Consider the following 17,156-nt stretch of genomic DNA (forward strand, 5'->3'; position numbering starts at 1 on the left):
AGGAATGCATTTAAGCATGGTGAGCCTCCGGCTCTTGAACAGGTTGCTCGCTGAACAGTTTGTCCAGTTCGTCCTTTTTCTTTTTGCGTGAAAGTAAGGTGTAGATGGCCGGGATCACATAGAGCGTCAGGATGAGCGAGAACATGATACCGCCTACGATCACGATACCCAATGGAATACGGCTGGTGGCCGCAGCACCCAGCGACAGGGCTATCGGTAAGGCGCCCAGCGACATGGCCAGGCTGGTCATGAGGATGGGGCGCAAACGCGCCTGGGCAGCCTCTGTAACAGCCTGCCGTTTGGACAGCCCCTGCATTTGCTTCTGGTTGGCAAACTCTACAATGAGGATACCGTTCTTCGTTACCAGACCGATCAGCATGATCATACCGATCTGCGAGAAGATATTGAGTGTTTGATCAAATAACCACAGCGATAATACCGCACCTGCGATCGCCAGCGGTACGGTGATCATGATCACCAGGGGATCAATGAAGCTTTCAAACTGGGCAGCCAGTACCAGGAAGATCAGGATCAAAGCCAGGATGAACGCAAAGCTGGTATTACCAGAACTTTCGGCGAAGTCGCGCGAAGGACCCGATAGGGAAGTGGAATAGGTATCGTCCAGTAATTTTTTGGCGATATCCTCCATGGTCTTGATACCCTCGCCCAGCGTGGCGCCGGGAACCGGGCTGGCGGTAATGGTAGCCGATTTATAACGGTTGAAATGGTACAATTGGGGAGGCGTAGTTTCCTCGCGAATGCTTACCAGGTTGTCGAGCGAAATGATCTCGTTGCGGTTGTTGCGCACGTAGATATTCTTCAGGTCGGTAGGGTCATCGCGGTCATTGCGCGCCACCTGACCGATCACCTGGTACTGCTTGCCTTCGCGGTAAAAATAACCCAGCCGCAGGTTGCTCAATGCCAGCTGCAAGGTTTGTGATACGTCGGCAATACTCACGCCGAGCTGACTGGCTTTGATGCGGTCGATATCGATATTCAGTTCGGGCTTATTGAATTTGAGGTCCACATCCACGTTCATGAGAACGCCACTCTTGTTGGCTTCCTCGAGGAACTTGGGCATTACTTCTTTCAGCTTGTCGAAGTTGTTGTTCTGGATAACGAATTGCACGGGCTGACCAGAGCGGCGGTTCACAGAGATGGTCTGTTCCTGTACGGCAAAAGCCCGGCCTTCAGAGAATTTATTCAGGTTCCTGTTGACCATGTTCACGATATCATCCTGCGAGCGGGTGCGATACTGCGGATCAACGAGGGTTACCCGCACGTTGCCGCTGTTCACAGAGCCTGCACCACTGAACCCGGGTGCCGTGATCGACAATACGATCTTGCGTTCTTCGGGTTTGATGGAGTCGAGCATGAATTGCGCGAGGCGGTCCACATACTTATCCATGTAATCGTAGGAGGTGCCTTCCGGGGCTGTTACCTGCAGGCGGAACTGGCTGCGGTCTTCCATGGGGGCGAGTTCCGATTTCAGTCCGCCGCCAATGAAATAGATGATAAGAAAACAGCCCACCACGAGTAACCCGGCGATCCACCTTACCCGCATAAACCGTTTCAGCGAATTGAAATAGCCATTCTCCATCCATTGGAAGAAGGGCTCCGTTTTAAGGTAGAACCAGCTGTGTTTATGCACTTTCCTCGTCAGCTTCACGTTCAGTACCGGCGTCAGTGTAAGCGATACCAGGGCCGAGATCAATACCGCGCCAGCCACTACAATACCGAATTCGCGGAACAGGCGGCCCACAAATCCTTGTAAGAAGATGATGGGTAAGAATATTACTGCCAGCGTGATGGAAGTGGCGATCACCGCGAAATAGATCTCCTTCGATCCTTCTTTAGCAGCCTGGTACTTGTTCATACCCTGCTCCATCTTCTTGAAGATGTTTTCCGTTACCACAATGCCATCATCCACCACGAGGCCGGTGGCCAGTACGATGCCCAGCAACGACAATACATTGATGGTAAAGCCACTCAGGTACATGATGAAGAAGGCGCCGATCAGCGATACCGGGATATCGATCAGCGGACGTATAGAGATGATCCAGTCGCGGAAGAACAGGTAAATGATCAGCACCACGAGGATCAGGGCAATGATCAGTGTTTCTTCTACTTCCGATATGGACTGTTTGATGAACCTTGTTTGATCGAGGGCGATATTCAGCTTCAGGTCTTCGGGCATTTCCTTCTTGAGCTGCTCGAAACGTTTATAAAACTCATTCGAGATCGCCACATAGTTGGAGCCGGGTTGGGGCACCAGGGCGAGCGCGATCATGGGGATCATGCTTTCCTTCAGAACAGTTTCTTCATTCTCCGGTCCCAATACAGCTTCAGCTACATCCTTCAGGCGGATCTCATTGCCATTGATCGTTTTGATGATCACATTGTTGAAGTCATCTTCCGTGAAGAGGCGGCCAAAGGTACGAATGGACAACTCGGTGGTATTACCGGATATCTTGCCCGAAGGAAGTTCTACGTTCTCGCGCGACAGGGCCGATTGTACATCGCCCGGGGTAAGTCCGTAGGCGCTCAGCTTAGCCGGGTTGAACCACACACGCATGGCCCAGCGTTTTTCGCCCCATACCTGTATGGCACTTACACCGGGAATGGTTTGCAGGCGTTCCACCAGTACGTTGTTGGCGTATTCAGTAACCTCGAGCTGGTTGCGCGTATTGCTTTGCACCGTCATCGAGATGATGGCATCCGAACTGGCGTCGGCCTTCGATACTACAGGCGGTGCAGGAAGATCATCGGGGAGGGAGCGGGAAGCCTGCGATACTTTATCGCGTACGTCATTGGCAGCGGCCTCCAGGTCGATGCTCAGGTCAAACTCCACATTGATACGGCTGGTGCCCTGGCTGCTGGTAGACGTGATATTTTTTACACCGGCAATACCGTTGATGGCTTTTTCCAGTGGTTCGGTGATCTGCGATTCCACGATCTCGGCATTGGCGCCGGGATAGGAGGTGCCTACGCTCACATTGGGTGGGTCGATGGCAGGATAGTCGCGCACGCCGAGGAACGTGAAGCCGATAATGCCGAACAACACGATCACGATATTCAGTACAGTGGCCAATACCGGCCGGCGTAAACTCAGTTCTGAAATATTCATGACAAGCGCTTATTGTACTTTGGATAATTTGATTTTGGTATCCGGACGGATGGCCAGCAAACCGGTAGTGATGACCGTATCGCCTAGTTTCAATCCATCGGTGACCTGCACATACGAAGAGTCGCGGATACCGGTGGATACAACCTGGAATTTGGGGGCGCCATTGGAATACAGGACCACCCGTTTGTTCCGTGCTTGTGGTATGATGGCCTGTGTAGGTATGATCAGTGCTTTGTCGTTCTCGTCCAGTTTCAGTCCTACCTTGGCAAACGCTCCCGGCGATAGCTCGGGTGCCTTGCTGTCGATTACGGTGCGTACCCGCAGGGTACGTGTATTGGCTTCGATCACCGACTCTGTTGCCATTACAGCTGCCTTGAAGGTTTTGTTGCTGCCGGCCACAGTAAAGGTTACGGGCCGTCCCTTAGCCATCAATTCACTGTATTTTTCTGGTACGGAGAATTCCATTTTCAATCGGCCTACCTGGCTGATGGTGGTGACGAGGGTAGTGGGGGAGATGTAGGCGCCATCGCTGATGTTCTTCAAACCGATGCGGCCATCGAAGGGGGCACGGATCTCGGTTTTGGTAATGCTTACCCGCACCAGGTCGATATCCGCTTTCAGGTTGCTCACCGCCAGCTCGCTCAGGTCGTATTCCTGCTGACTGATACCGCCAATGGTCAACAGTTCTTTTTGCCGCTCGGCTGTCTTGGCATTGATCTGCAATTGTACCTGCAGTTTTTTCAATTGCGCCTGCAGGTCTTCGTCGAATAACTTGACAAGTACGGTTCCTTTCTTTACAAAACTTCCTTCGGGAATATTGAGCTTCACAACCCGGCCGCTGATCTCCGGGCGTATTTCCGTTTGTTCATACGGCATCAGGGTGCCTGGAACTTCCAGTTGCTCACTGAGCGCTTGTGTTTTTACGATAAAGGCTTCTACCTGCAAGGGACCTCCGCCGCGTGCTGCGCCACCTGCGGCGGCAGAACCGGTGTCTTTCTTTTCTTCCTTGCAGGCTATCACGAATGCGAATACTAATAGTACGGCTAACCGGCTTTTACCTTTCATGTGCATATGTTTGGCATTCAATGACCGTATAATACCTCGCATACAGGTACGGGAAAAAGTTGGCATGCTACGACTCATGTGCTTAGGGCCCCTTGGGTTAATTTGGTGCGCGGCTAAGTTAATGTATTACCAATGCTTCCGTGTTAATTTGGTTACGAGCGGTAGTCGTAACTAGCTTAACTGATGACTTTTAACGTGTTTTTAATGCGATGTGCTTTATAGGCCAGGTCGTGTTTATCTTTACTGACGATAGTTATATGTCCCATCTTGCGGCCGGGTTTGGTTTGTTTTTTCCCGTAGATGTGAACAAACACATTATCCATCTGAAGTACTTCGTTCAATCCTTCGTATTTCACCTCTCCGCTAAAGCCATCGGCGCCCAGTACGTTGACGATGGCGGCCGGTAAAATATGGTCTGCATTGCCCAGCGGATAGTCGAGGATAATACGCCAAAGCATATCGAACTGTGAGCTGTAATTGGCTTCTATGGTATGATGTCCGCTGTTGTGCACGCGGGGAGCTGTTTCGTTGACGAAAACATCGCCTTGTTTGTCGACGAAGAGCTCAACGGCAAATAAACCCGGGCTCTTCAATCCTTTCACGACGGCCAGTGCGATCGCTTCTACTTTCCACAAGGTCTTATCGGGTATATCGGCTGGACTGATCTGGTAGTCGAGTAAATTCAGTGACTGGTCCATCACCATATCCACAGCCGGATACAAGGCTGTTTCACCCTTGGCATTGATGGCCACGATCTGGGCAATCTCTTTGTGAATGGTGACCATCTTCTCGAGCACCGAGGGGGCATCGAAGCCCTTTTCGATCACATCGGGCGTTTTGATCACCTGTACGCCACGGCCATCATAACCGCCCAGGCCAACTTTGTGAACAGCAGGCAAAAAGCTCGTCTGTTGACGCAACTCACCCTTGTTCTGGGTGATGACAAACGGGGCCGTAGGGATCTGCTGATCTTTATAGAACTGCTTTTGCAGGATCTTGTTCTTGATGGTGCGCAGGGCCGATGGTTTGGGGTACACCTTTACGCCTTCTTTTTCCAGCTTTTCCAGGGCATCTTCATTAACTGCCTCAATTTCAATGGTAATGGCGTCAAGCCCCTTGCCGAAATTATATACGTCGTCGAAATTCTGAATATCGCCCTTCACAAAATGGTGACACAAATGGGCCGCGGGACAGGCGGGGTCATTTTCCAATACATAGGTTTCAACGGGGTAATTGGCGGCAGACTGTAATAACATCCTTCCTAATTGTCCACCGCCGAGAATTCCAACTTTTTGCATGCCTGTAGGTTAAGGCGCAAAGATAAGGGGAAGCACTTTGCCCTATGACCTGAAAGTATCCACCAGTTTCCAGGCCCCGCCACCGATCAATCCGCCGATTATGGGGCCCACAATAAATACCCAGAGGTGCGAAATAGCATCCCCACCCACAAAAAGGGCTGGGCCTATGCTGCGTGCGGGGTTGACCGAAACGCCGGTTACAGGAATGCCTACAATATGGATCATGGTGAGCGCCAGGCCGATGGCGATACCCGCCTGGGCTGTATTGCCGTTGTTCTTACTGGTGGCGCCATGGATCACGAGCAGGAAGATGGCCGTGAGGGCTATTTCGGCCGCCAGGCCGCTGGAGAGGGAGTATTTGTCGGGAGAGCCCTGCTCCACGCCATCCTGGCCCAGGCCATTGGCGGCGATGGTGTAATCGGCTTTACCCGAAGCGATCAGCCAAAGCAGGGCCGAGCCCAAAATGGCGCCGGCGATCTGGGCGATCATATACCCCACCGCATCTTTAGCGGGTATTTTGCCGGTGGCCAGCATGGAAATCGTGACGGCCGGGTTGAGGTGACAGCCGGATATATGCCCGATGGCATAAGCCATCGTGAGCACCGACAAACCAAATGCAAACGAGATCCCAAGGAAACCTACATGTGTTCCGGCCAGTACTGCTGCGCCCGTTCCGATAAATACCAATACGAATGTGCCAAAGAACTCTGCCATACACTTTTGAGACAATGAGGCGTTCATAGATGATCTGATTTAGTTGTGAAGATTGGTTATAGCGATCCGGTATTGAACCGGGGTTCAAAGACATCTTTGAATACTAATCAGCCGTGGGGGCAGGGTAGTGTTAGCAGCGTGTCGTAAGCATTGAATGACAGGGCAGGTGGGATACCGATTAATATTCTAAAATACATATTTATCATTATAACCATGCAGAATTCCAGACCTGTTAGTTGACAACAAATGTGCATAACCCACCGGGCCATAGGATGGAATCCAAAAAAAATTATCTTTGTACAGCATGCGTCCGGACTACGACCATAAAATTTTCAACGACAAAAGAATAGGCTACTGCCTGCTCATGGAAGCACTTGCCATGGATTCTGCCCGCTAACCCTTCAAATCGCCGCTAAACCTTTCATTGTAAGCGTACCGCTTAATGAATCATTGATTCGTATTCACTGACTTCTTAAATTCATGTTATATGTCTACTCAACTGGCTACTGCCGCTACGGTGGCTACCAATGCCGATTTTTTACCACTCCAGGGAACCGATTATGTTGAATTTTATGTGGGCAATGCCAAACAGGCCGCCCATTTCTATAAAACCGCCTTCGGGTTTCAATCACTGGCCTATGCGGGCCCGGAGACCGGCGTTAAGGACCGCGCCAGCTATGCCATTCGCCAGGAGAAGCTAACCTTCGTATTTACTACGCCGCTGCGTGCCGGCAACGCCATCGCCGATCATGTTTATAAGCATGGCGATGGGGTGAAGATGCTGGCCCTCCGCGTAGAGGATGCCACCAGCGCCTGGGAAGAAACTACCAAACGTGGCGCCCGCAGCTATATGGAACCGCACAAGATGCAGGACGATGATGGTGAAGTGGTCATGAGCGGTATCTATACTTATGGAGAAACCGTACACCTGTTCATTGAACGCAGAAACTACAAAGGTGCCTTCATGCCCGGCTACCGCGCCTGGAAATCGAATTACAATCCAACGCCAACCGGCTTGCAGTATGTTGACCATTGTGTGGGCAATGTGGGCTGGAACCAAATGAACAAATGGGTGAAGTTTTACGAGGAGGTGATGGGCTTCCGCAACATCCTCAGCTTCGACGACAACGATATCTCTACCGAGTATTCTGCATTAATGAGTAAAGTAATGAGTAACGGTAATGGCTTTGTCAAGTTTCCCATCAATGAACCGGCAGAAGGCAAAAAGAAATCGCAGGTAGAAGAATACCTCGAGTTTTATGATGGCGAAGGTTGCCAGCACGTAGCGCTTGCTACCAATAATATTGTAGAAACGGTAACTGCCCTGCGCGACCGCGGGGTGGAGTTTTTGCAGGTGCCTACTTCTTATTATGATGAATTGGAATCGCGCGTTGGCAAGATCGATGAAGACGTAACGCCTCTCAAAGAACTAGGCATCCTGGTTGACCGCGATGATGAAGGATACCTGCTACAGATATTCACTAAACCTGTAGAAGACAGGCCCACCCTTTTCTTCGAGATCATTCAACGAAAAGGGGCGAAGAGCTTCGGCAAGGGAAATTTCAAAGCACTCTTCGAAGCCATTGAGCGTGAGCAGGAGCTGCGCGGTAATTTGTAAGGAAGAGGCGCCGGCACTACAACGTGTCAAATAGACCTTCAAATAAAATATACAGAGGCTCTGGCATTGCCAGAGCCTTTTCGCATAGGTGTTTACCGGATACAATGTATTCTCAATAGTCATCACCTTGATCCAATGCAACTCCTTCCTCCATCGCCGGCATCCCTACCTTTTTTACGGCGGTATACGTAGATACTACGCGTGTTTTCCCTTAGTTTTTCACATTGTTAACAAGATGGGCTGATTTTTGCAGGATCATTTGTGCTAATTTTAATGCCTGATTTGACCAATGTACCGTAATAACCGGTCAAAAAACACGTTATCACTTATTGTGGGATTCTACCAGATGAAATATGCACTGATTGTGGCAGTGGTCCTTTTTTCAGGATCGCACGCGTGGTCGCAGACTACTGCCCCCACCTTCAACTTTGTTGAGTACCAGAAAACTTTCCCCCGCACCAGCGATGTCTGGAAACGTAAAGAAGACACTTTGATGAAGCAATTCCTGGAGAAAGGACTGGCCTGGCCATTCCGCTACATGTATTTGCGTTCATTCAAATACGATAGTCAGCTGGAAGTTTGGGTAAAGCACGAGCAGAACGAGCCGTTCAAATTATTCAAGACTTATAAGGTATGTGCCCTGGCCGGTACACTCGGTCCCAAGCGCATGCAGGGCGATTACCAGGTACCGGAAGGATTTTATTATATTAACGAGTTCAAGCCTAATAGTCAGTATCACCTGTCGCTTGGGTTGAACTATCCCAACCCGTCTGATCGTATTCTCAGCGATTCACTATCGCCCGGTGGTGATATCTATATTCACGGTAGCTGCGTTACCACGGGTTGTATACCCATCACCGACACCCAGATCGAAGAATTGTATATCCTGGCAGCGAATGCGCGTGCCCAGGGGCAGGATTTTATTCCAGTACATATCTTCCCGATCCAGTTCAAAAATCAGCGCAGCAGCGATTACCTGGCCAGGCATATGAAAGATTTTCCGGAGTATGGCCCCATGACCGAAGAACTGAAGCATGCGTACCTGTACTTCGAGGCAACAAAGAGGCTTCCTGTGGTGATGGTGGCCAAAAAAGGCAACTATGTGATCGAGGGAGTAATTCCCCCGGCGCCGGAAAAAGTAGTGAAAGAGGTGAAGAAGCGTGACCCGCGACCCGTTAAGGAGTTTACCGGGGAGATTGTTGCCGTGGTGAACAAACTGCCGGTATTTCCCGGCGGCAACCCTGGCTTCCAGACCTTCATTGATAAGATCAGCCATGAAATGGCCCAATACCTCGAAGAAGACCAGAAGAAGGCCTACGTAATGGTAGAGTTTGTGATCGATAAGAACGGCAAGCCTGGCTACACCAAAGTCATCAAAGGAGGTAACGACGAAATGAACGACCGCCTCATCGATGCATTCGACAAGATGCCGGATTGGGTGCCTGCTATCCGCCAGGAGATGAATGTGGCCGTTCGCCTCAAGCAATCCCTCTACATCGAGCGGGTAGAAGCAGCTGCCACAAAAACTACCGGGTCTTCCGGTGGTGCCACAGCCAATAATTAAGTTCCCCCGAACATGATATCCAAGCCGCCTCCGGGTGGCTTTTTTTGTTGGTGAATGAGAGCCGGTCCGACTCATTGCCGCAAAATGAAAAAGCCACCCGGTGGGGTGGCTTCCTATATAAAATTCGATAGTGCTTAGATAATGTCCAGGGCCAATACAAAGTAAGTACACACAAAAGGAATGATCAGGGTGAGGTATTCCCAATGATAAAAGATCGCTGCGCCGAAGGCAACAGTGGAAAGGAGGAATAACAACATGTATAAGCCTTTGTTTCTTTTATTAGCCATGGTACGTAAGAATTTGCGCAAAAATAGGGTGAAAGCGTTAATTCTGAAAGGTTCAGGTATTATTTTTTAGGAAGAAATGTAAGAGAATCTCCCATTTTCTCTACGGTCCGGGCATAATTTGTATTAGTTTTTTTCGTTGGCTATGGGGCCGCCAAAAGACAGCGCTGGCAGACTTTACCCGGTTTTCAATATATCGCATTTCCATAACATGTTGGCAAAAGGCCGACAAGGGAATAGCGTAATTCGTACACTTTGTAATAAATTCGCCCAACCTAACCCTGTGTGGAAGGGCTTTTGATTGGAAAACACCTACGATGACAATTCATTTTTACGTTCGTTTTCATACCCAATACGGCCAACTGCTGGCAGTCACCGGCAACATCGAGGCTTTGGGCAATGGTGATGTGGAGAAAGCTTTTACCCTCAACCACCTCAATAGTGAGTTCTGGTACGGCAGCATCGAGACCGATTTTCCGGAATCGGGTGAGATACGATATAACTATATATTTAAGAACGAAGACGGCTTCCGGGTACTGGAATGGGGCGAAAGATCGCTCGAAAAGGCCCAGGTGGCAGGTGCCGCCCGCATTCAGCTGGTAGATACCTGGAACCATGCCGGGGAGTTTGAAAATGTGTTCTATACCAATCCCTTCCGGGATGTATTGCTGAGTGACGGCGACAAGTCCAGGACCAAGCAACCTAAGAAGTTCACCCATCAGTTCAGGGTAAAAGCCCCCTTACTGGCAAAGAATGAAGCAGTGTGCCTGTTGGGCAACACAGTCGATACCCGCCACTGGGACACGCAGGAACCTATTTTACTCACGAAAGAAAGTGGCTGGTGGTCCGTAAAGCTATCGCTGCCGCGTGAAGATTTCCCCCTGTACTATAAATACGGCGTATACAATACCAAGGAACAACGCTTTATAAGGTTCGAGACCGGCGATAACCGTGTGTTGCACGGAGCCGTACAGGAAGAGGCTGCACAGCCAGCCGTTACCATAGCGCATGATGGATTCCTGCACTTGCCCAACGATACCTGGAAAGGCGCTGGTGTATCGGTACCGGTGTTCAGTCTGCGCAGCAAGAATTCCTTTGGCACCGGCGAATTCACCGACCTCAACTTGTTGGTGGACTGGGCTCGCAAAACCGGCCTTAAACTGATCCAGATACTACCGGTCAATGATACGATAGCCACGCATACCTGGGTTGATACCTATCCGTATGCGGCTATTTCTGCCTTTGCACTGCATCCGTTGTACCTCAACCTCGAAACGGTGGCGGGCAAGCAGTATGCAGATGTCATTAAGCCACTCAAGAAAAAGCAAAAGCAACTCAATGAACTGTCCGATCTCGATTATGAGGCAGTCATGAAACTGAAACTGGGCGTCATCCGCGAGCTCTACGCCGTGCAGAAAGAACAGTTGCTGAAGGATAAGGATTACTTCCTCTTCTTTGAACACAATAAGCACTGGCTGGTGCCTTATGCCGCCTTCTGTTGCCTGCGCGACCGGTATAAGACCTCCGACTTCAATAAGTGGAAAACACATAGCCAGTACAGCAAGGAAGCGATCGACAAGTTCGTATCGCCCAGGGCCAGGCATTATGATGAAGTGGCCCTGCACTATTTTACGCAGTATCACCTGCACCTCCAGTTGCAAGAGGCCGCAGAGTATGCCCATAAACACGGCATTATCCTGAAAGGAGATATCCCCATCGGTGTGTACCGCTATGGTTGTGATGCCTGGATGGAGCCGCAGTTGTACCATATGGAGTTGCAGGCAGGAGCGCCTCCCGATGATTTTGCCGTGCGCGGACAAAACTGGGGTTTCCCCACCTATAACTGGGATCGCATGGCCGAAGACGGCTTCGAATGGTGGCACCGCCGCTTTGTGCAGATGGGCAATTATTTCGATGCCTTCCGCATCGATCATATCCTCGGCTTCTTCCGCATCTGGAGCATACCCATCGATTCGGTAGAAGGCATTATGGGGCATTTCGTACAGGCCATCCCGGTAAGCCTGGCAGAATTTGGCCAGCGGGGCATCTGGTTCGATCACTACCGCTACTGCAAACCCTGCATCAATGATGCGATACTGTGGGAGCTGTTTGGCCCCAACAACGACAAGTTCAAACCCTTCCTGCACGGCATAGGCGATGGCACCTACGAGCTCAAGCCGGAGTTTGCCACCCAACGGCAGGTAGAACAATATTTTGCCGGTCACGAATCGACAGAAGATAACCTGCGCATCAGACAAGGATTGTATGACCTGATCTCCAACGTGATCCTGTTTGAAGAACCAGGTAGCAACGGTCAGCAATTCCATTTCCGGTTTGGCATCAGCAGTACTACCTCTTACCGTCACCTTGATCTGCACACGCAGTACCTGCTGAATGAGTTGTATGTCGATTATTTCTTCCGCCGGCAGGATGATTACTGGAGGAAGGAGGCGATGAAGAAATTGCCCGCCCTGAAGCGGTCTACCAATATGCTGATCTGCGGCGAAGACCTGGGCCTGGTGCCGGGCTGCGTACCGCAGGTAATGACGCAATTGGGCATCTTAAGTCTCGAGATACAACGTATGCCCAAAGAAGCCTACCAGGAGTTCTTTCATCCCGCAAAAGCGCCTTACCTCTCTGTGGTAACGCCTTCCACCCACGACATGAGTACCATTCGTGGCTGGTGGGAAGAGGACCGCGAAAAGATCCAGCGGTTCTACAACAATGAACTGCAGCAATGGGGTGATGCGCCTTTCTTCTGCGATGCCTGGATTAACAAGGCAATTGTGTTGCAGCACCTGCAATCTCCCGCAATGTGGGCCATCTTCCAGTTGCAGGATATATTGGGCACCAGCGATGCCCTGCGCCGGAGCAATCCGCAGGAAGAGCGGATCAATATTCCCGCAAACCCGCAACACTACTGGCGTTACCGCATGCACCTCCCGCTGGAGCAGCTCATCAAGGAGAAAGAATTTAATGATGACCTGCAGGAACAGGTGGAGAAAAGCGGACGCGCTTAGTATGCAGCACTGGTTTACGGATGTATATTGCATCCTTAAATCAGGCATCAAGCAATGAAAGTTTCTTACAGGACCTATAACCTGCCTTTTCGCCATCCGTTTACGATCTCGAAGGGAACGAAAACGCACCAGCCTTCACTCGTCGTTGAACTGGAGCACCGTGGGGTAGTGGGATACGGTGAAGCGCCCGCGATCACCTATTACAATATTCCGGTAGAGAAAATGGTGGAAGACCTGGAGCGCAAGAAAATGATGGTGGAGAAATTCGCCTTCACCGAGCCCGAGCGCTACTGGCATTACCTGCATCATTTATTTCCGCAGAATAATTTCCTTGTATGTGCACTCGATATCGCTACCTGGGATATGTGGGGCAAGGCGTACCGGCAGCCATTGTATAAGTTATGGAAGCTCGATGCCGCTACGGCGCCGCAAACCGATTACACGATCGGCATCGATACCATCGATAAGATGGTGGAAAAGATGAAAGAAAAACCCTGGCCCATCTACAAGATCAAATTAGGTACACCCGAAGATATAGCGATCATGAAAGCGCTGCGGTCACACACGGATGCCATATTCCGGATAGATGCCAATGCAGGATGGACGGTGGAAGAAGCCCTGGAAAAGATACCGCAACTGGCCGACCTGGGGGTAGAGTTCATCGAACAGCCCCTGGCCAAAGACAATTGGGAGGGTATGAAAATACTGTACGAACGCTCACCATTGCCGCTGATAGCCGACGAAAGCTGCGTGGTGCAGGCGGATGTGGAGAAATGTCATGGACATTTTCATGGCATCAACATCAAGCTCACCAAGTGCAGCGGCATAACACCCGCCCGGTTCATGATTGAGAAAGCGCGTTCGCTCGGCATGAAAGTAATGGTGGGCAGTATGAACGAGAGCAGCATTGGTTCTGCAGCCATCGCGCACTTATCGCCCCTGCTGGATTATGTCGATATGGATGGTCCGTTGCTGTTGAAGGAAGATATCGCTACGGGCATCGATTTTAATGACGGTAAAGTGGTATTCTCCGATAAGCCCGGGTTGGGCGTGGAGTTTACCGACGTATACGAAAAAGCATTCTAAGCTACTGATCAATAGTGACCGGGTACCAGTGTGGGGCAATTGCCCGCAGGCTGGTACCCGGTTTTTTTGTGACCATACTTTAAGAACCGTGCATAGCATCACTTATTAATAAGTGTATTCAGGCGGTTCGATACCGTGTATGCGCAAATGCAGAACGGCCTGCCCGCGGTGATGGGTGATGTGATCGAGAGTGGTGTAAAAACCATGCACCGCATCGGGGGTAAGCTTTTCGCTTTCCATCGTTTTTTTGAGCCTGTTATAGGCATCGTTCAGCGAAGCAATGACCTGGTTCTTTTTCAATTTGGTGGCTGGTGGTGCCCAATCGGTTTTATTGCCCTTGATGTAATTGTCTTCCCACCATTCAATACCATAGGCAATGTGTTGCAGCAATTCCCGGAAGTTCCATCCCCCGCCGGCTGGTTTAAACTCATAATCCTTTTCGGGCATGGCTTCTGCTACCGCGAGTGTGTACTGCCTGGAGGTCTGTAAGGTCTTGACCAATTGTGTTGGCTTCACTAATTCTGTTTGCATGACTATTGTGTTTGAAGCAAAGCTATAGAGCTGCCCACGCGAAGACTTAAGGAATCTTGCTGAACTTGGCAGCCGTGCAAAAGTTGTGGAGGAAGCTTACGATGTACTGAGCAATTGTGACCGGTAGGAAGCAGGTGGGCATTTGTATTTCTGGCGAAAGGCAGTGGTAAAATGCTCAATGCTGTTGAAGCCGGATGTGAAAGCAATGTCTGCGACGGGCAGCGCAGTTTCTTTCAGCAACAGTTCTGCATTCTTGAGCCGGATGGTGAGCAGGAACTGATGCGGGGAAGTTTGTGTAAAGGTCTTGAAGATCCTGCTGAAGTGAAAGGGGCTTACCAGACAATGAGTAGCAAGGTCTTGCAGAGCGATGTCGTCGGTGTAATGTTCGGTAATGTATTGCTTGGCCAGCTCAATGGTGGTGAGGTGCTGTTGTTTGAGGCGGGCATGGATGCGGTGATCGGGTGTGTAGTCGGTTACTGTGCCCAGTATCTTGTGCATCATTTCCAATACCAGGTTATCGATCTGCAATTTGCTGCCGGTGCGGGTAAGCACCAGCCGGGCAATGTAGAAATGCAGGAACTCCGTTTCGGGTGTTGTTTTATAGAGGGTAGAGTGGAGGTCATGATCGGCGAAGAAAGTAGTCTTTCCGTATTGCAGCAAAAGCTCCTGATAGAATGGATGCTTGAATTCGAAGATGGTACATTCATCGGGAACGCTATGGGCATGCGTTACCGTGCGTTCGCATCCGGGTTTGGTGATGAGTACGCAACCCGTATAGGAGTCGAGCGTGCGACGAAAAATATTGAACAGGAAATTTCCTTTGCGTACAAAGCTGATGCAGAAAGCCTCATTGTATTCCGGTTTGGAAGTGCGGCAATCCACGCACCGGCATTTGAAATCCATGATGCGGTAAAAGGTCGACTCGTACAGTGTATTGATGTCGGCATCCATACACCACAAGGTACAACAATCCGGCCAGGTTGGGCCGGGCCGAAAGGCCGGTGCTTACTCCAATAATACCCGTTTAACCTTGTGATTTTGTGTATCTGTAATGAACAGGTTACCAAGTTTATCCATGGTAATACCCAGCGGCGCCGAGAACCTGGCTGTTAAACCTATCAAGTCGCCGGCGGTGCCATCACCAGCTATCGTGGAAACAAGACCGGCGGGGCTGATCTTGCGGATGCTGTTGTTTTTGGTATCGGCTACATACAGATTGCCTTTGGGGTCGACCGCCAACTGCCCGGGTTCGTTGAATTGGGCAGCAGCGCCCTGACCGTCTTTCAGTCCGGCCGTGCTACCGGCGAAGACCTCAACGGTACCATTGATATTTACCTTGTAAATTCGGTGATCGGTATGGGCCACATAGAGGATACCTTCTTTAGAGCGGGCCACCGAAACGGGTTTGCCGGATTTATAAACGTCGGCCCAGGTGCCGCCCACGTTGTTCACTTTCACCACTGCACCATAGATGCTGTCGGCTACGTACGAAATCCCGTCATCATCCGCCGCAATACCATCCAGGCCGGTAGTATAAGAAAAAGCAGCCATGGTATTACTGGTGCCGCCCGGCGTAAGTCTTCTCACAGCCCGGTTGCCCCAATCAGCTATAAACAATGCATTGTATTTGTTGATGGCGATGCCTTGCGGACGGTTGAACCAGGCCTCGGCGCCCATACCATTCTGGTATCCTTTGGTGCCACCGGCAAACAGGCTGAGGATGCCGTCGGCATTGATCTTGTTGATGAGGTGTTGATCGGGAACGGTGATGAATAGATTGCCGGCATCATCGGCCGCAATATGGTGCATATTACCGAGTGCAGCGGGATCGGTGTTTTCGGCATAATGATAGGTGCGCCATACAGAGTCATATTTAAAATCGACGGGGTTCGATGTTTTGGCGGCCACCGTAACCTGTACTTTACCACTGCCGGCCCGGAGGGGGACGGTAACCTTGAGGCTTGTTAAAGTGGCTTCTGTGATCGTGGAAGCTTTACCGTTGATGGTAACGACGTTATCGGCTTTGGCAGACGAAAATCCTTTGCCCGTAATGGTGATCACCTCTTCGCCTTTGGCATGCGGTGTAATGGCAGTCAGCAAAACGTCGGGCTGCAACTGGCTCACGGAGACTTTAACACTGGTATTCGTGGCAGCGTGGCTGATCGTGAGTTCGGTGCTGCGGTCTCTGGGTTCATTGCTTTCGGATATGGTGAGCACAACCGTCGACTGACCGGGATCTCCGGCCGTTTTGCTGGCTTTTACCCAGGCCCCATTGGCGGGAATATCCAGTTTCCAGGATGTATTGGAAATGATGGTGATGGTTTGTTCCTGTCCGCTTCCTACAGCGCCAATGATCTGCTTATCGACCAGTATGGAAGGGGCTGAACCCAGCTGCTTAAATCCAATTTCTACAGGGCTGGCTTCCTTGCTTTTGATGGTGAATTTAATATCGATCGATTCGATCCCCGTATTGGCAGGGTAGGTGATCGTGACCCAGCGATCGCCTTGGCCTTTATCCGGAGTGGCGGTGATCCCCTCGGGTAGGCCCGTGATCTCCCAATCCGAATTGGAGGTGATCAACAGGAAGTCTTTTCCCCCTTGCGCGTCTGCAACAATGCTCGTTTTGTCGATTTCCAGGATGGGCGTTTTGCCCTCTTTATTACACGCAAATAGCAACAAACTACCGATCAGCAACAGGGTTCCGGGGTAAAGACGTTTCATAACTGGTGTAGAGTTTTTCGAATACTAACCCCCTAAACGCCGGGCGGGAAAATTAATTGTATAAGAAGGGATGAATCGGTACAGCGGGTAATTCTTTTGAATGTTCGGATGTTTGAAAATGATATTAA

12 protein-coding genes are annotated in these 17,156 nt (G+C 50.5%); 4 read left to right on the plus strand and 8 right to left on the minus strand.

From position 1 onward, the window contains the following. Positions 1 to 10: 10 nt before the first annotated feature. From P2H89_RS29680 to aqpZ, 4 genes are all read right to left on the minus strand, one after another. Complete coding sequence (locus tag P2H89_RS29680; RefSeq protein WP_275834045.1) at positions 11 to 3,127, minus strand: efflux RND transporter permease subunit; 3,117 nt, start codon at positions 3,125 to 3,127, stop codon at positions 11 to 13. Positions 3,128 to 3,136: 9 nt separating this feature from the next. Then, positions 3,137 to 4,192: an efflux RND transporter periplasmic adaptor subunit gene (locus P2H89_RS29685; RefSeq protein WP_275834047.1), complete on the minus strand. Its 1,056-nt coding sequence runs from the start codon at positions 4,190 to 4,192 to the stop codon at positions 3,137 to 3,139. 176 nt (positions 4,193 to 4,368) lie between these two features. Next, positions 4,369 to 5,490: a 5-(carboxyamino)imidazole ribonucleotide synthase gene (locus P2H89_RS29690; RefSeq protein ID WP_275834049.1), complete on the minus strand. Its 1,122-nt coding sequence runs from the start codon at positions 5,488 to 5,490 to the stop codon at positions 4,369 to 4,371. Positions 5,491 to 5,532: 42 nt separating this feature from the next. Further along, on the minus strand, positions 5,533 to 6,231 hold the full coding sequence (gene aqpZ / locus P2H89_RS29695; RefSeq protein ID WP_345799380.1) for an aquaporin Z: 699 nt from the start codon (positions 6,229 to 6,231) through the stop codon (positions 5,533 to 5,535). A gap of 460 nt (positions 6,232 to 6,691) precedes the next feature. Between aqpZ and hppD the strand changes: the two genes are divergently transcribed. Both hppD and P2H89_RS29705 read left to right on the plus strand, forming a co-directional pair. Next, positions 6,692 to 7,822 (plus strand): 4-hydroxyphenylpyruvate dioxygenase, encoded by a 1,131-nt coding sequence (gene hppD / locus P2H89_RS29700; RefSeq protein ID WP_275834051.1) that lies wholly within the window; start codon positions 6,692 to 6,694, stop codon positions 7,820 to 7,822. Positions 7,823 to 8,168: 346 nt separating this feature from the next. After that, on the plus strand, positions 8,169 to 9,386 hold the full coding sequence (locus P2H89_RS29705) for a L,D-transpeptidase family protein (RefSeq protein ID WP_275834053.1): 1,218 nt from the start codon (positions 8,169 to 8,171) through the stop codon (positions 9,384 to 9,386). 134 nt (positions 9,387 to 9,520) lie between these two features. On the opposite strand, the gene P2H89_RS29710 is transcribed toward P2H89_RS29705, so the two are convergent. Beyond that, entirely contained in the window at positions 9,521 to 9,673 is a 153-nt protein-coding gene (locus P2H89_RS29710) for a hypothetical protein (RefSeq protein WP_275834055.1), read from the minus strand. 314 nt (positions 9,674 to 9,987) lie between these two features. Between P2H89_RS29710 and P2H89_RS29715 the strand changes: the two genes are divergently transcribed. Both P2H89_RS29715 and P2H89_RS29720 read left to right on the plus strand, forming a co-directional pair. After that, on the plus strand, positions 9,988 to 12,690 hold the full coding sequence (locus tag P2H89_RS29715; protein ID WP_275834057.1) for a 4-alpha-glucanotransferase: 2,703 nt from the start codon (positions 9,988 to 9,990) through the stop codon (positions 12,688 to 12,690). Positions 12,691 to 12,744: 54 nt separating this feature from the next. Beyond that, positions 12,745 to 13,776: a dipeptide epimerase gene (locus P2H89_RS29720; RefSeq protein ID WP_275834059.1), complete on the plus strand. Its 1,032-nt coding sequence runs from the start codon at positions 12,745 to 12,747 to the stop codon at positions 13,774 to 13,776. A 105-nt stretch (positions 13,777 to 13,881) separates the two neighbouring features. Here P2H89_RS29720 and P2H89_RS29725 read toward each other — a convergent pair whose 3' ends face one another. From P2H89_RS29725 to P2H89_RS29735, 3 genes are all read right to left on the minus strand, one after another. Further along, positions 13,882 to 14,307 carry a DinB family protein gene (locus tag P2H89_RS29725; protein ID WP_275834061.1) on the minus strand — a complete coding sequence of 142 codons (426 nt, stop codon included), beginning with the start codon at positions 14,305 to 14,307 and terminating at the stop codon, positions 13,882 to 13,884. Between the two features lie 96 nt (positions 14,308 to 14,403). After that, positions 14,404 to 15,258 carry an AraC family transcriptional regulator gene (locus tag P2H89_RS29730; RefSeq protein ID WP_275834063.1) on the minus strand — a complete coding sequence of 285 codons (855 nt, stop codon included), beginning with the start codon at positions 15,256 to 15,258 and terminating at the stop codon, positions 14,404 to 14,406. A gap of 54 nt (positions 15,259 to 15,312) precedes the next feature. Beyond that, positions 15,313 to 17,028, minus strand: coding sequence for an IPT/TIG domain-containing protein (locus P2H89_RS29735; RefSeq protein WP_275834065.1), 1,716 nt, complete (start codon positions 17,026 to 17,028; stop codon positions 15,313 to 15,315). Positions 17,029 to 17,156 lie beyond the last annotated feature (128 nt).

This window comes from Paraflavitalea sp. CAU 1676 (assembly GCF_029223285.1).
GTDB lineage: Bacteria > Bacteroidota > Bacteroidia > Chitinophagales > Chitinophagaceae > Paraflavitalea.

Bases quoted from the DNA above. Each gene is read 5' to 3' on its own strand.
- P2H89_RS29680 (WP_275834045.1), bottom strand. From the start codon at position 3,127: ATGAATATTTCAGAACTGAGTTTACGCCGGCCGGTATTGGCCACTGTA.
- P2H89_RS29725 (WP_275834061.1), bottom strand. From the start codon at position 14,307: ATGCAAACAGAATTAGTGAAGCCAACACAATTGGTCAAGACCTTACAG.
- hppD (WP_275834051.1), top strand. From the start codon at position 6,692: ATGTCTACTCAACTGGCTACTGCCGCTACGGTGGCTACCAATGCCGAT.
- P2H89_RS29730 (WP_275834063.1), bottom strand. From the start codon at position 15,258: ATGGATGCCGACATCAATACACTGTACGAGTCGACCTTTTACCGCATC.
- P2H89_RS29690 (WP_275834049.1), bottom strand. From the start codon at position 5,490: ATGCAAAAAGTTGGAATTCTCGGCGGTGGACAATTAGGAAGGATGTTA.
- aqpZ (WP_345799380.1), bottom strand. From the start codon at position 6,231: ATGAACGCCTCATTGTCTCAAAAGTGTATGGCAGAGTTCTTTGGCACA.
- P2H89_RS29720 (WP_275834059.1), top strand. From the start codon at position 12,745: ATGAAAGTTTCTTACAGGACCTATAACCTGCCTTTTCGCCATCCGTTT.
- P2H89_RS29685 (WP_275834047.1), bottom strand. From the start codon at position 4,192: ATGAAAGGTAAAAGCCGGTTAGCCGTACTATTAGTATTCGCATTCGTG.
- P2H89_RS29715 (WP_275834057.1), top strand. From the start codon at position 9,988: ATGACAATTCATTTTTACGTTCGTTTTCATACCCAATACGGCCAACTG.
- P2H89_RS29705 (WP_275834053.1), top strand. From the start codon at position 8,169: ATGAAATATGCACTGATTGTGGCAGTGGTCCTTTTTTCAGGATCGCAC.
- P2H89_RS29710 (WP_275834055.1), bottom strand. From the start codon at position 9,673: ATGGCTAATAAAAGAAACAAAGGCTTATACATGTTGTTATTCCTCCTT.
- P2H89_RS29735 (WP_275834065.1), bottom strand. From the start codon at position 17,028: ATGAAACGTCTTTACCCCGGAACCCTGTTGCTGATCGGTAGTTTGTTG.